Annotated in this window: 12 protein-coding genes; 5 read left to right on the top strand and 7 right to left on the bottom strand. The window is 73.5% G+C overall.

Going from position 1 to position 14,457, the window contains the following annotated elements; genetic code table 11:
- Positions 1 to 130: 130 nt before the first annotated feature.
- The 7 genes from ACZ37P_RS24465 to ACZ37P_RS24435 all read right to left on the bottom strand — a co-directional run bounded on the left by ACZ37P_RS24465 (position 131) and on the right by ACZ37P_RS24435 (position 9,261).
- A complete protein-coding gene (locus tag ACZ37P_RS24465) occupies positions 131 to 652 on the bottom strand; it encodes a GAF domain-containing protein (RefSeq protein WP_188285584.1) in 522 nt (173 codons plus the stop codon).
- Positions 653 to 693: 41 nt separating this feature from the next.
- Positions 694 to 1,536: a S8 family peptidase gene (locus tag ACZ37P_RS24460; protein WP_355340814.1), complete on the bottom strand. Its 843-nt coding sequence runs from the start codon at positions 1,534 to 1,536 to the stop codon at positions 694 to 696.
- Between the two features lie 121 nt (positions 1,537 to 1,657).
- Entirely contained in the window at positions 1,658 to 5,032 is a 3,375-nt protein-coding gene (locus ACZ37P_RS24455) for an AAA family ATPase (protein ID WP_467348606.1), read from the bottom strand.
- 88 nt (positions 5,033 to 5,120) lie between these two features.
- The gene (locus ACZ37P_RS24450; RefSeq protein WP_355340808.1) at positions 5,121 to 5,366 is read right to left on the bottom strand and encodes an aroma-sacti cluster domain-containing protein; all 246 of its coding nucleotides are present in this window, start codon (positions 5,364 to 5,366) and stop codon (positions 5,121 to 5,123) included.
- Complete coding sequence (locus ACZ37P_RS24445; protein ID WP_355340805.1) at positions 5,363 to 6,076, bottom strand: iron-containing redox enzyme family protein; 714 nt, start codon at positions 6,074 to 6,076, stop codon at positions 5,363 to 5,365. Before ACZ37P_RS24445 ends, ACZ37P_RS24450 begins: the two co-directional genes overlap by 4 nt.
- Complete coding sequence (locus ACZ37P_RS24440; protein ID WP_355340802.1) at positions 6,073 to 7,248, bottom strand: radical SAM protein; 1,176 nt, start codon at positions 7,246 to 7,248, stop codon at positions 6,073 to 6,075. The genes ACZ37P_RS24445 and ACZ37P_RS24440 overlap by 4 nt, the downstream gene beginning before the upstream one ends.
- A gap of 144 nt (positions 7,249 to 7,392) precedes the next feature.
- The gene (locus ACZ37P_RS24435; protein WP_467348603.1) at positions 7,393 to 9,261 is read right to left on the bottom strand and encodes an AfsR/SARP family transcriptional regulator; all 1,869 of its coding nucleotides are present in this window, start codon (positions 9,259 to 9,261) and stop codon (positions 7,393 to 7,395) included.
- Positions 9,262 to 9,526: 265 nt separating this feature from the next.
- Between ACZ37P_RS24435 and ACZ37P_RS24430 the strand changes: the two genes are divergently transcribed.
- The 5 genes from ACZ37P_RS24430 (at position 9,527) to ACZ37P_RS24410 (ending at position 14,352) form a co-directional block, all read left to right on the top strand.
- Positions 9,527 to 9,712: a hypothetical protein gene (locus ACZ37P_RS24430; protein ID WP_188283862.1), complete on the top strand. Its 186-nt coding sequence runs from the start codon at positions 9,527 to 9,529 to the stop codon at positions 9,710 to 9,712.
- Positions 9,713 to 9,825: 113 nt separating this feature from the next.
- The gene (locus tag ACZ37P_RS24425) at positions 9,826 to 10,014 is read left to right on the top strand and encodes a hypothetical protein (protein ID WP_355340796.1); all 189 of its coding nucleotides are present in this window, start codon (positions 9,826 to 9,828) and stop codon (positions 10,012 to 10,014) included.
- Positions 10,015 to 10,050: 36 nt separating this feature from the next.
- Positions 10,051 to 12,768: a class III lanthionine synthetase LanKC N-terminal domain-containing protein gene (locus ACZ37P_RS24420; RefSeq protein WP_467348602.1), complete on the top strand. Its 2,718-nt coding sequence runs from the start codon at positions 10,051 to 10,053 to the stop codon at positions 12,766 to 12,768.
- A 9-nt stretch (positions 12,769 to 12,777) separates the two neighbouring features.
- The gene (locus tag ACZ37P_RS24415; RefSeq protein WP_355340790.1) at positions 12,778 to 14,100 is read left to right on the top strand and encodes an MFS transporter; all 1,323 of its coding nucleotides are present in this window, start codon (positions 12,778 to 12,780) and stop codon (positions 14,098 to 14,100) included.
- A 69-nt stretch (positions 14,101 to 14,169) separates the two neighbouring features.
- Positions 14,170 to 14,352, top strand: a complete 183-nt coding sequence (locus ACZ37P_RS24410; protein ID WP_355340787.1) for a hypothetical protein — start codon at positions 14,170 to 14,172, stop codon at positions 14,350 to 14,352.
- Positions 14,353 to 14,457 lie beyond the last annotated feature (105 nt).

Here is a 14,457-nt window from a genome sequence, read left to right as displayed (position 1 = left end):
ATTGTCACCTGTTCAGGGGACAACTCGCACCTGTGAACACCCTGAGATCTCCCGTCCCTCCCTTCCGGCGCGTCGCAGGTCGGTGCGGGTCCGGGGCGGCGCCCACGGGCTGAGCGGAGGGCTCCCCGGCTCAGGCGGAGGTCTCCAGCAGCCGCCGCAGATCCTCGGCCATCCGCAGCGCCGCCGCGCGCCCGTCACCGCCGAGCGAGCCGCTGTCGGCGGGCCGCGCGCGGTCCACGACCACCCGCAGCGCCGCCGCCGCGTGCCGGGCGAAGAGCGCCAGCAGATCCAGTTCGTCCAGGCTCGACCTGGACTGCGGCACGGGATCGAGGACTTCCAGCACCCCCAGCACCCGGTCACCGTGCGTCAGCGGCGCGGCCATCAGCGAATCGGGCACGTACTCCGTGGACTCCGCGAAGTCCCGGTCGAAGGACGCGCTGTGCGACAGGTCGTCCACCACCATCGGCTCACCCGAGGAGACCACCCATCCCGCGATCCCGCTCTCGGCCGGGAAACGCCGCCCCACCAGGAAGCTCTCGCCCTGGCCCGAGACGGCCTGGAAGACCAGCTCGTGGCTCGACTCGTCCAGCAGGAACACCGAACTGGCCTGGGCGCCGAAGATGGCCCGTGCCGTGTCGACCACCGACTGCATCAACTCCTGCGACAGCGGATCCGTCGCTGTGTTGCTCTGTGTCACGAAGCACCCCTGATGCCCAGTTGGACGTTGGCCGCGGAAAGGTAGAGCGCGTTCTTGAGCTGGAAGGTCGTCATCCGGCGGTGCCGGGACAGAATGCGGGCGCAGAGCCCGGCGATGTACGGCGTGGCGAAGCTGTTGCCCGTCGTCCTGATCGTCGCCCCGCCGAGCCACGCCACCTGGACGTTCTGTCCCGGCGCGAAGAACTCGACCGGCGGGCTCGGGTTGTACAGGTGCAGATCGGGATCGTCCTCCTGGTGGCTGCCCACCGAGATCACCGAGGCGAAGCGCCACGGGTAGCTCTCCACCGGAGTGTTGTGCGCGGAGGCGACGATCGCCGTCCCCCGGAAGTACGCCTCGTCGGCGAGGACCCGCAACTCCTCGGCGAACTGCGGCCTCGTCGTGGACAGGCTGAGATTGATCACGTCGAAGCCCTGCCGGATCGCCCAGCGCAGTCCCGCGAGCAGGACGTCGCCGGTCCCGCCGAACCCCTTGCCGAGCACCTGCACGCTGTACAGCTCGCAATCCGGCGCGGTCCTGCGGATGATGCCCGCGCAGGCCGTGCCGTGCCCGCACGTGTCGGTCGCCGTCGTCTCGACCACGCTGGTGCCCGTCTCGTCCTTGCGCACCGTCCACGCGCCGTCGACCGGGCCGATCAGCGGATGGCCGTCCTCGACACCCGAGTCCACCACGCACACCCGCACCCCGGCGCCGCGCGCGTCGTCCCAGCTCCGGTCGAGCGCGGGCAGCTCGCCGTCGGCGGTGATCAGCACGTCCTCGGGGCGCTTGCCGCGCAGCGTCCAGGTGAGTCCGGGGCCGGCGCCGTGTTCGGCGGTTTTCATCAGCAGCCTTTCGCGTTCTGGCGTTGTCGCCTTCCGATGCGGTGGTGGCCCGAGAGGCCGGAGCGGGAGCGGACGGGCGCCGGTCGGCGCCCGCGGCTCCGGTGCCCCTGGTCCTGGCGCCTCACGGCGGACCCTCCCGCCATCGCACGGCGCGGCGCGCCCCCGGCACATGGCCCTTGGCGCCGAAGTGCCGGGCGGCCTGCGCGGCGGCGCTCGCGGACTCCTCGGTACGGCCCGCCCGGCGCAGCACGTCGGCCCGGTCGAGCCAGGCCACCGCCAGGACGACGGGCGAGTCGGTGCCGGACGCGGTCCGCACCGCCCGCTCCGCCAGCGGTGCGGCCTCCTCGGCCGCGCCGCGCGCCGCGGCGATCCTGGCCAGCAGCCCGTCGAGGTCGGCGGCGTCCGAGGCGGCGAGTGCCGTGTGTCCGGGGTCCGGCGCGGTGGCCAGCCTGGCCGCGGCCTCGTCGTGACGGCCCGCGTCCACCAGCAGCCGCGCCGCGTCCCTGGCCACCGCGTCCCGCAGGGCCTCGGCCTGCAACTCCCGTGCGGCGCCGTCCGCTTCGTCCAGCAGACCGAGCGCCCGGCTCCCGTCGCCCGCCAGCGTCGCCACGGCCGCGGCGAACAGCGGCAGCACCACCCGGCCCTCGGCGTAACCGAGTTCACCGGCCAGCCGCTCCGCCCCGGCGAGGCAGGCGTGCGCGTCGTCCCAGCGCTCCTGGAGCGCGAACAGCACGGCCAGCGGGCAGTTGAGGGTCAGCCGTACGGTGGGGCGACGGTCGCCGTGCTCCGCCAGCAGGCGGCGACTGCGCGAGACCGCCGAGGGCACCGGCTCGGGCCCGCGCCACAGCGAGACGCCGATCGCGCCCAGCGCCAGGGCCCGTTCGGGCTCGGCGCCCGAGCGGCGCGCGTGGTCCAGGGCGCGGGAGAGCAGGACATCGGCCTCGCCGTGCCTGCCGTGCAACTGCCGCTCCTGCGCCAGCCGGATGCACGCCCGTGCCTGCCCGAGGTCGTCGCCCGCGCTCTCGAAGACCGGCAGCGTCCGCTGGGCGACGCTCCCCGCGCTGCTCCCGTCGGGGGCCGCCGACACCGCGGCCAGGGCGAGGTCGGCGTGCGCGGCCTCCACCGGCCGCACCGCGTCACCCGGCGTGGCGTCCGCGGCGGCGAGCACGCGCAGCAGCAGCGCCCGGCCCTCGTCCGTCCGCCCGGTCGCCAGCAGCACGTCACCGAACCGCCGGGCCGCCGCGGCCCACTCCGGCTCGCCCTCGACGGTCAGCTCCACCGCCCGCTCCAGCAGCCCGCCCGCCCACGCCAGATCCGAGCGCGCGAGCGCCCTGGAACCGCCCTCGATCAGCAACGCGGCGGCCCGCAGGCGCAGTTCGTCCGTCTGCGGGCCGAGCGTGCCCAACTCGGCGCGGTAGCGGTAGGCGCGCTCCAAGTGGCCCGCCACGGCGGCGGCATCCTCGGCGCCGCGCGTACCGGGAGCGCCACCGCCGAACAGGACGCCGCCGTACGGGGCGGCGCCTTCCCCCGCGCTCCCCGCCGCCGTGCCGCCGCCCGCCAGCCGCGCGGACAGCGCCGCCGCGGCCCGCTCGTGCCGCTCCGCCCTCGTCCGCTTGGCCATCGACTGATACGTGACCTCGTGCACGAGACCGCTGCTGAAGCGCAGCCGGTACGGGGAAGGCCCCTGCCGGTCCGCGGGCCGCAGCAGGCGGTGACTGCTGAGCATGCCGAGCGCCGCGCCGACCGCGCCGTCCAGCGCCGGGTCGCCGGACCCGGTCTCCGCCGAGGGCGGGTCCGCGTCGTGCAGCGCGCCGCCGGGCGCGCCTTCCCGGTCCCCGCCCACCAGCTCGGCCACCTCGTCGGCGCTGAACTCCCGGCCCACCACGGCCGCGATGTCCAGCGCCGCGCGCTCCGCCCGGCCGAGCGCCCCGATCCGGGCGCCGAGCAGCGCCTGCAAGGTTGTCGGCACATCGCCTCCGCCGTCGGGGCGGTAGCCGGACTCGGGCTGCGCGAGAGCGGCGATGAGCTGTTCCAGATAGAACGGATTGCCGCCCGCGGACTCCAGCACCTGCGGCGGCACGCCCGTACCCCCCTCTTGGGACGGCGCCCCGCCGTCCCAGTGCGCCCCGACCTCGGTCAGCGCTTCGGCCACCGCCTCGGCCTCCGTCGCCGTCAGACCGGGCAGCGTCAAGGAGAGCGAGCGCGGGCCGCCCTCGCCCCAGCCTGCGCCGCGGTCGAGCAGGTCGGGGCGGGCCGCGCAGACGAACAGCACAGCGGACGCGGTGAGTTCGGCGCTGAGCGCGCTGACCATCGTCAGCAGCGGGTCGCTCGCCCACTGGAGGTCGTCCAGCACCAGCACGACCGGCCGTCTGCGCGCGAGCGCGGCCAGCAGACCGGTCAGCGCCGCGCAGGTGTCGTCGGTCGACGGATTCGGTGTGCCGTCCTCCAGCAGCCCGGCCGACAGTACGGCCAGCGCCGCGTCGATCTCCTGGCGCTCGGGGGAGGGCTCTCCCGCGCGCGCCGGGGACTGGGCGATCTCCGGGAAGGCGTCCAGGAGTTGGCTCACGGCGTCGGCCAGCGGCGCCAGGCTGCCGCGTTCACCGTACGTGCGGCAGCGGCCCGAGCCGTAGCGGAAGGCGCGGCCCGACCGTTTGCGCCACTCGTGGATCAGCCGGGTCTTGCCCATCCCGGCCTCACCGAGGACCGTCACCAGATTCGGGCCGCGCCCGGCGCGGTCCGCGACGGCGCGGAACGTCGCCCACAGAGCGTCCAGTTCACGGTCCCGGCCGACGAAGGGCACATCGAAGCGGCGGGTCAGCTCCGGCTCCTCCTCGACCACGTCCAGCAGCCGGTAGGCGGTGACCGCGTCCTCCTTGCCCTTCAACCGCAAGGGGCCGACGCGCTCGGTGACCGCTGTCGCCCCCGCGGCCCTGCGGCTCTCGGGACCGATCAGGACCTCGCCCTCACCGGCGTTCTGCTCCAGCCGGGCCGCGACGTTCACCGTCTCGCCCGACACCAGTGCCTGACGGGACGACACATCCGAGGCCGTGACCACCGGGCCGGTGTTGATGCCGATCCGGACACCGATCCGAATGCCGAGCGTCGGCTCCAACTCCGTTTCGTTGAGCCGCTGTATGGCGTCGAGCATCGCCAGGCCCGCGGCCAGCGCCCGCGCCGCGTCGTCCTCGTGCGTCACCGGCACGCCGAAGACGGCCATCACCGCGTCGCCGATGAACTTCTCGACCGTGCCGCCGAACTGCTCCAGGCACTCGCGCATCAGGTCGAAATAGCGCAGCACCACCGTGCGCAGCGTCTCCGGGTCGAGCACACCGGACAGCGCCGTCGAGCCGACGAGGTCGCAGAAGACGACGGAGACGACCTTGCGCTCCTCGACCGCCGTCACGGGTGCGGGGGAGTCGGCCGGTGTGCCGCAGGACGGGCAGAAGCGCGCGTCCTGCGGCAGGTCGCCGTCGCACGAGGCGCAGCGCGTGGTCATCTCGTCTCCCCGTCCCTTCCCCGTGTCTTCCCGATGGTGTGGACCCCGGTCTCTTCCCGATGGTGTGGACCCCGGTCGCGGGGAGATGTCAGAAGAGCGCCCCGCCGGCGATCTCGCTGTGGGCCTGCACCTCGGGACCCACCTCGTCCAGCCGGGCCTTGATGTCGAGCATCATCGACAGCTCCTGACTGCTCAGCCCGCGCAGCACCTCGCGCTGTTCGTCGGTGAGTTCGCCGACGCCGAAGCCGTGCGACTCCAGCACCACCAGCGCGTCGTCGGCTCCGTCGCCTGCCCGCTCCGCGCTCTCCCCGCCCCGCGCCGCCGTGTCACTCATGAGGTGTACGTCCCTTCCCTGAGGTGTTCCGGCTCCGCTGTCCGGCCGATGCGCGCGAAAAGCTCCACAAGTCCGTCCACGGTGTGCAGCGCGCTCATCACGACCGCGCGTACCTGGGCCTGGTCCAACGGCAGCGCGTCGAGCAGCGCGAAGAGCGCGGCGGTGTGCCCGGTGTCCAGTTCGGCGTGGCCGCGTACCGTGCGCAGCGCCGCCTCCGGCACGCCCGCGGCGGCGATCCGGTCCGCCAGCCAGGGCGCGGGCGCGTTGCTCTCCAGCACCGCGATGTAGCCGAGCAGCGCTACCGGATGGTGGTGCTCGATCCAGTAGTACTGCGCGCCCGCCAGGCGCGCGACGCCGGGTATGGGCTGCTCGGCGAGGACCGCCGCTGGTTCCCCGCCCAGCGCGGTGATGTCACCGAGCAGCCAGTCGTCGTGGCCGCGCTCCTCCTCGATGTGCTCCCGCAGATAGTCCGTGAGCGGCTCGCACAACGGGTCGCGCGGGCCGAATTCCGCCAGCCGCGCCACCGCCCGTTCCATCAGCGGCACCGAGGCGCGGACGACTCCGTGCATCACCGTCAGATACGTGGCGTAGCGCGCGGCGAGTCCGGGCGGTCGCCACACGGCCGCGGTCGTCGCCCGCACGGCGGGGGCCGTCAGCAGCAGCCGGACCCGCAGCGCGGCGCCCGCGCCCGCCGTACCGACCGTGGTCATCGCCGCGCTCCGGGCAGGTCGACCAGGTCCGCGTAGGGCGCGCAGCCGTGCCGCCGCACCAGCGTGGCCGCGCCCGCCTCGACCTGGCCGCGGGCCGCGTACCGGTCGAGCAGCGCCCCCACGGGCCCGCTGGCCGCCGCACTCGCCGCGGCCAGCGCCTCCGGATGGTCACCGAGTGCCCGGCAGCCCGCGCAGTAGTCGGGGCGCGCGGCCGCCTGCTCCGCGCCGCCGTACCGGTGCAGGAGGTGGGCCGGGCCGACCGTCCTGATCATCCGCAGGACCGGAGAGGTACGCGCCCGTACGGCGACCGACTGCCAGTCGTCGGTGGCGATGTGACCGAGCGTCAGGTGACGCGGGGCGGGCCTGCGGTCGACGACCCGCTGATTGCAGCAGGCGACCACCGTGCCGTCGGCGGCCACCACCGGCCACGCGGCCATCGAGCACGGCAGCGCCCGCTCGGGGTCGGGCGCCGCGGTACCGGGCAGCGCGGCACCGGGCAGCGCCGTGTTCGCGGCGGCCCAGGACGCGGCGCGTCCCACCCGGCGCAAAGAGTTGACGAGCATCGGGACGCGGTCGCCGAAGGTACGGCGGATGTCGGCGGTGACGTCCGCGAGGTAGGGGTCGTCGGGGCCGGCGCCGACCAGGTGGAAACTGGTGGCCACTCCGGCCTCCAACACCCGCCGGATCAGGCCGAATACGGACCTGCGGTCGACCTCGCGCTCATGGAAGGCGTCAAGGCTCACCGAGAAGTGGTCGACGGAGGTGACGGCCCGCCAGATCCGCTCGGGAACAGGCGCGGAATCGGGCACGGGAGCGGGCAGCGGGCCGGCGCCGGAGGTGAGGTGTCCCGCGCCGTGGTCCGCCCGGCCGACGAAGAAGGCGCCGGTCAGCAGCGCCGTCCTGGTACCCGCCGCGCGCGCCGTGGCGGCGAGGTCGGTGACCAACTCGGGCCGCAGCAAGGGCTCGCCGCCGGTCATCATCAGCACCGCAGGGTGCTCGGCCGGGGTGAAGGTGGAGACGAAGGCGCGCAGCCGGTCCGCGTCCGGCTCGTCCGCGGCCATCGTGGCGGCGGTCGAGCAGTGCGCGCAGTGCAGGGGGCAGCGGCCGGTGACGGTCAGGAGCAGTCCCGCGCCGGGTTCGGGGCGCAGCGTCATGAGTTCGGCGAGTTCCATCGCGTGCTCCCTTCCTCGTCCACCGAAGTCTCGGCGGGGCCGGTTCGAGGTCGGGGTCATGGACGGTTGGGAAACGGTAAATCCGCAGCTCACCGGCGCGCCTGGTGGCGTGTTCCGTCGCGTGTGCCCTGCGCCGAAGGCCCCTCAGGCGGTGGCCCGGGGGAGTGGCCGCATCCCCAGGAGGGATTGTTCACGCGCGTAGACTCTTGTCAGGCGCGGGAGTTCGTACCGCGCGGCGTGCGCGGTGACCTCGCTGTCCGGGGCGAGCAGCGCGCCCGCGTCGAGCAGGGACTCCAGCCGGCGCAGCGCGTCGTCCTGGCCGCAGGTGAGCGCCGCCGCGGCCTGCCGCAGCGTGAAGGGCCCCTCCGGCAGGTGTCCCAGCAGACACAGCGTGGTCCGGTCCGCCGCCGACAGGTCCCGCCACCCGCTCGCCAGCCGCGGCCGTACATCCGTGTCGCCCGCGACCAGTTCGTCCAGTACGGTCCTGCCGTCGGCCAGCCGCGCCGCGTACTCGCCGAGCGGCAGATGGCGTCGTACCGCGAGCTTCAGACCGCTGACCCGGACCGCGAGCGGCAGCATGCCGGTCGCGGTGACGATGCGCCGGGCCGCCTCCGGACAGGCCCGCAGCCGCTCGTGGCCCACGATCCGGCCGAGCAGTTCGAGGCTCTCGCCGAGGTCGAAGGGCGCCAGTTCCAGCCGGTCGGCGGAGACCAGTCCGGCCAACTGAGCGCGGGAGGTCACCAGTACGGCGCTGCCGCCGGAGTCCGGCACCAGCGGCCGTACGGACGCCTCGTCGGCCGCGTCGTCCAGCACCAGCAGGATCCGGCGTGGCCCGAGCCAGTCGCGCCACGCGGCGGCGGCCTCCTCGGCGTCCTCCGACCCGTCGTCGACGGCCGCCGCCCGCTGCCCGGGGAGGTCCGCCATCCGGGCCAGCTCGGCGACCACCGAGGCGGCCGAGCGCGGACGCCCGGCCGCGTCGCGCATCCGGATCAGTACGCGGCCGTCGGGGAACTCCGCGGCGAGCCGGTGCGCGGTGTGCACCGCGAGCGCGGTCTTACCGGTGCCGACCGGCCCGGTGACGACCGCCAGATGCCGGTCACTGCCCAACAGCCCGAGCAGAAAGCGCAGTTGGCGTTCACGGCCGGTGAAGTCGGCCAGGTCCTGGGGGAGCAGGGCGCCGAGGACTCCGCAGGAGCGCCGCGCCGCGGCCCGCGCGCCGGACGGAGCGAAGGGGCCGCCGGGCTCCTGCGGGCCGCCGTCGAGCATCGAGCGGTACAGCGTCTCCAGCGCGGGGCTCGGCTGGAGCCCGTACTCGACGGCGAGCAGCCGGCGCAGGCCCTCGTACGCCGCCAGGGCCTCCGTCTGCCGCCCCTGGTCGAACAGCGCGTTCATCTGGACGGCCCTGAGCCGTTCGCGCTCGGGGTGACGCTCCACCAGATCGGCGACAGTGTCGGCGACTTCGGTGGCCCGGCCCAGCCGCAACTCGGCCTCGGCCCAGTCCTCGTAGACCTGGAGGTAGCGGCTGTCGAGCCGCTCCGCCTCGGATCTGACGGTGGGGGAGAATCTCAGGTCGTGCAGCGGCGGCCCCTGCCGCAGTCCCATCGCCTCGCGCAGCATCCGGGACGCCGGGCCGAACGCGCCCTGCCCGGCGGCCTCGCGGGCTGATCTGGCCAGGCCCTGGAAGCGCAGCGAGTCCAACTCGTCGTCGCGCACCCGCAGCAGGTAGCCGCCCGGGTGGTGCTCGAGCCGGTCGCCCGCTCCCGCGCGATCGAGGAGCTTGCGCAGCGCGGAGACGTACACCTGGATGTTCTTGCGCGCGGTGCGCGGCGGATTGCCGTCCCACAAGGTGTCCGTCAACAAGGCCAGCGAGACCGGGGTGTTGGGGCGGCACAGCAGCATGGCCAGGAGCAGCCGCTGTTTGAGCGGGCCGAGCGGGAAGGGGCCTTCGGCCGTGCCGACGGACAGCGGGCCGAGGACGGAGAGCCGCAGACTGACGTGCGCTGGTTCGGCCATATCCGGTTTCACCTTTCCCGCCCGTTGATCCGGAGATGGGATCGTGAGCTGAGATGAATGACATCAGGCAGACGACTTATATCAGATGATGTGCCTGTGGCGAACCGGCAATGCGGGGACTGCTGGTGAGAGTTCGGACCAACCCCGCATCACCTGGGACGATACCGCGCTTATACCGCGGCTTCACCGGTTCCGAAACGGCCGGTCCTAGCTTCTGAGGTGTTCCCACCACCTGCTCGTACCCCGCCCAGAAGAGGAGACGATCATGGCTGATTCCGTCGAGCCCACCAACGAGGACATCGCGGAGACCCCCGAGAACGAGGTCGAGGCGCACGCCGAATCCCCCCTGGACCTCCAGGAGATGGGCGTGAGCAAGCCCGACCAGGGCGAGGGTGTGCTGGGCGGCCTCCAGGCCCCGGGCAGCACGGTCAGCCTGGCCGCCTGCGCCTGACCGAGCTGGGTGGGTGGCGCGTCCTCGTGGACGCGCCACCCACACGTCTTTCCCGCTCGCGTTGTCCTCCGGGGCGGCCCTTCCGACACCTGAGAACCGACAGGAGACGACCCATGAGTGATTCCGCCGAATCCGCCGCCGAGGAGAACGCGCCCGAAGGCGCGGACGCCGGCGAGGGCGAATTCGAGGTGGAGGCGCACGCCGAATCCCCCCTGAGCCTCCAGGAGATGGACCCCACGACGTCGGTGATCAGCAGCCCCGTCGCGTCGATGAGCGCGACCAGCGTCGTCGTCTGCTGCTGAGCCGCCGCCCCCTCGCGTCCCACATCGGAGAGGCCCATGATCCCCTTCCCGTTCGTCGTGGCGGACAGAGAGTTCTACGCGCCGCTGGAGACCACCCGTGACCGCGGTGAGATCTACCGGCCCGGGCCGGTACCGGACGGGTGGACCGAGACCCCGTCGGGGATCTGGACCATGTGGCACCGGGGCAAGCAGCTCCGCGGTGTCGAGGACGGCTGGAAGGTGCACGTGTCCGCGCGGCCCGACCGCCTGCCGTACGTCCTCGACACCGTCGCGGCCGTCTGCTTCGAGCAGGACGTCGCCTTCAAGCACCTCGCCGGCAGGCTCTTCTACTGGTGGACCCACCACAAGCAGGCCGCCAGGCAGCAGAGCGGGAAGTTCATCGCCGCGTATCCCACCAGCGTCGCCGCGGCCCGTGACCTCATGGAACGGCTGCGCACCGAACTGGCCGACGAGGAAGGCCCGTTCATCCTCACCGACAGGCGGTACCGGGACTCGCGCACGGTCCACTACCGCTACGGGGCCTTCGCCCCGCGCGAGCGCGTCAACGCCGACGGCACCCACACCCTGCTCGTCCGCGGCACCGACGGCGAGTTGGAGGAGGACCGCAGGGGCTTCTCCTTCTACCTCCCGGCGGGCATGACCGACCCCTTCGTCGAGACGCGCCCGGCGCCGAAGTCCTCGGCCGAGTCCGCTGCCGTATCCGCCGAAAAAGCCGTCGCGAAGGCCGGGGCGGAGGCGGGCGCCAATGCCGCCGCCGATTCCGTGGACGAGCCCGCCGCCGGCGGAGGCGGGCCGATCGTCTTCCACGGATTCGCCTTCGAAGACGCGCTCCAGTTCACCAACTCCGGCGGCGCCTACCTGGGACGGGAGACGGCCACCGGCCGCAAGGTCTTCATCAAGGAGGCGCGCGCGCACACCGGCGTGGCGATGGGCGACACCACCGCACCCGACCAACTCCGCTCCGAATGGCAGACGTTGACCGCGCTGCACGACGCGGCGCCCGGCCTCGCCCCGGAGCCGCTCGCCTACTTCCGCGAGTGGGAGCACGACTTCCTCGTCACCGAGTTCATCGAGGGCACGACGCTCCAGCGCTGGATGGTCGCCAACCAGGTCATGCTCGGCGTCGACCGCGGACCCGAAGCGGCCGGGGACTACTACGGCCGGTGCGAGAAGCTGTTCGCGGAGATCGAGAGCACGCTGCACCGGCTGCACACGGCCGGCTACCTCTTCGTCGACGTCAGCCCCGGCAATGTGATGGTCACCGAGGACGACGGCATCCGACTGGTCGACTTCGAGGCCGCCCAGCGCCTGGACAGCGACGACACTCCGGTGATGGGCACGCCCGGCTACACCCCGCCCGCCGAACTCGTCGGCGACGATCCGCTGATCCACGACAAGTACGGCCTGGCCGGCCTCGCCCTGCTGCTCATCGGGCCCTTCCACCAGGTGGCGCAGCGCAATCCCGACACCCTCGCGCACCTGCGCCGCGAACTGCTGGAGCGGGCGCCGCTGCCGGAGCCGCTGTGGCAGCGGGCCGTCGCGTATCACCGGCCGCGGCCCGCGGCGGAGGGCGTCACCCCCATCCCGACGCCCGAGGAAGTCGCCGCGGACCCGCTGCGGCACCTGGCCGACCTGCGCGACCGTACCGCCGACGCCATGGTGGCCATGGCCGACCCGGCCCACCCCGACCGGGTGTTCCCCACCATCGCCGAGGGCTACCAGAGCAACACCCAGTGCCTGGCCTTCGGCACCGCGGGCGTCGTGCACGCCCTGACCCGGGCGGGCCGCGCACTGCCCGACGGCGTGCTGGAGCGGCTGCGGCACGACGCGCTCGGCGGCGTCGGGAAACTGCCCCCGGGGCTGTTCGCGGGCACCGCGGGCATCGCATGGGTGCTCGCCGACCAGGGGATGCTGGACGAGGCGAGGGATCTGCTCACCGCCGCCGACCGCCACCCCATCATCGCCTCCGGAGCGTCGGCGACCCTCTACGGCGGCACCTCGGGGGTCGCGCTCACCCACCTGGCGATGTACGGCCACACCCGCGACGAGCACCACATCGACCGGGCCCTGGAGCTGACGGCGGCGCTGCCGGCCGACGCCGACCTCACCCCGTACCTCGGCGCCAACGACGCCACCGGCCTCGTGCACGGCCGCACCGGGATCGCGCTGCTGCTCCAGCAGCTCGCCGCCGTGACCGGCGCGGACGACGAACTCGCGCGCGGCGTCCGGCTGTTGCACGCCGAGCTGGACCGTGCCACCGAGCCGGACTCGCCGGGTCTCGCCTTTCCCATCTCGGCCACCGACAACCGCAGCCTGCCCTACCTCTACTGCGGTTCCGCCTCGATGGCGCACACCGTCACCCGCTACACGCGGTCGGTGGACGACGAACGGCTCGCCGACGCGCTGCCCCGGCTGCTGACCTCGACGCGCACCACCTACACCGTGATGTCGGGGCTGTGGCAGGGACTGTCCGGCCTCGGCCTCGGTCTCGCGGAGTACGGGCGGCTGACCGGTGACGGCCGGGGCCGGGACGACGCGATCCGTGCGGCGTGCGGGCTGTTCAAATTCGCGGTGCCGCACGAGACCGGTATCCGTTTCCTCGGCGACCAGCTCATGCGGTTCAGCGCCGATCTGTGGAGCGGTTCGGCAGGGGTGCTGCTGTTCCTGTCGCAACTCCTCGCCCCCGCGCCCGACCCGCTGTTCACCGTGGACGCACTCGCCGGCGCGTACTCCCGTTCCGTCGCGGCCCGTTGAGGTGAACTGATGAGCCACCAGGAAATCGCCGAGCCGGCGCAGGCGCCCGAGAGCGCCGGCCCGGGGGACCCGGGCAACGCCGTCGGACGTGACGTCAGTCTCTACTGGTGCGGGCAGACGGCCTCCGCCTTCGGCTCGACCTTCACCGCCATCGCGCTGCCCGTCGTGGCCGTCGTGCACCTCCACGCCTCGCCAGGCGCCATCGGCCTGATCAGCGCCGCCACGACCGCGCCGATCCTGCTGCTCGGCTTCCCCGCGGGCGCGCTCGCCGACCGCATCGCCCACCCTCGCCGCACGCTCGTCCTGCTGGACCTGATCTGCGCGGCGGCCATCGGCGTGGTCGCGCTGGGCCTGGCCGTCGGCGCCATCTCGCTGCTGTGGCTCGGCCTGCTCTGCGTGATCATGGGCGCCTCGTCCACCCTGTCCGCGGCCGTCTACTTCCTGCACCTGCGCCAACTCGTCGGCCCCGAAGGCATCGGCGGTGCGCGCGCCAGACTCCAGGCAGGACAGTACGGAGCCGCGCTCGTCGGGCGCCTGTTGGCCGGTCCCGCCATCGCGGTGCTGGGCGCCGCCGCCGCGCTGTCGGTCGACGTGGCGAGCTATCTGCTCAGCGCGACCGCGCTGATGACGATGCGCTCACCCGACATCGTGCCGCGCGGGCCCGCACCGTCGGTCCTCACCATGATGCGCGGCGCCATGGCGGGCATGCGCGTCTTCACCGGTGACGCCTTCCACCGCGCGCTGGGCCTGTTCATCGTGGTGCCCGCCGCGACGATGGCGGGCGTGACCGCCCTCACCGGCCCGTTCCTGCTGCGGGTGATCCATCTGCCGACCGCCGCCTACGGTTCCCTGTTCGCGCTCTCGGGGCTGATGGGCCTGGGCGGTTCCGCCGTCGCCGCACGGCTGCTCGCCCCGGGCCGCGACCCCCGGCGGGTGATGCTGATGTCCTTCACCGGCGCGGTGGTGTGCAGCCTGCTGCTGCCGCTGGCGGCGGGACCGCTGCCCCTCGCCGCCTTCTGCGCCGCGATGGGCATCGGGCTGCCCGTCTTCTTCGGCGCCGTCGCCAACGTGGCCGTCAGTTCCGTGCTCGTCGCCGACATGTCGGAGGACACCCTCGGCCGCGCGATGGCCGCGCTCCAGGTGTGCCTCGCGGGGGCGGGCCTGATCGGGGCGGTGGGATGCGGTCTGCTCGGTGACCTGGTCGGGGTACGCGGCGCGCTGTGGGTCATGGGGCTGACCGCCCTCGGCTGCGTGGCCCTGAGTCTGCCGTCCGCGCTGCGCGCCGCACGGCGGTCCCACGACGCGGCGCAGCCGTCACCGGCCTCCGTTTGACCCAAGACCCCGTCGCCGTCCGGCGGCGGACCACCGGAAATCCCATGGACGAGAGACGAGGAAACACCCATGAACGAGGTGCTCAGGCTCCAGGCGCTGGGGAGCGAGAAGGACCAGGGCAAGGCGAATCTCCAGCCGATCAGCGTGGCCGGCAGCACGCTCAGCGTGGTGTGCGGATGGGACTGCGTCTGGGGCAGTTCCCTGCGCATCGCGCAGGAGCCGCAGGGCCCCGGCCTGCTGAACCCGGCCTGACCGACCCGCCCGACCGCACCGGTCGGGCGACAACTCCCTTGCCTCGTAGGCCAATCGGCGGCGGTGTCCGGCACGACGGACACCGCCGCCGCCGTATGGGCGCAC

It is taken from the genome of Streptomyces sp. NPDC024632 (assembly GCF_055559175.1).
The sequence above is the reverse complement of the archived record's forward strand: the minus strand, read 5'-3'. Positions and strand labels throughout refer to the sequence as shown.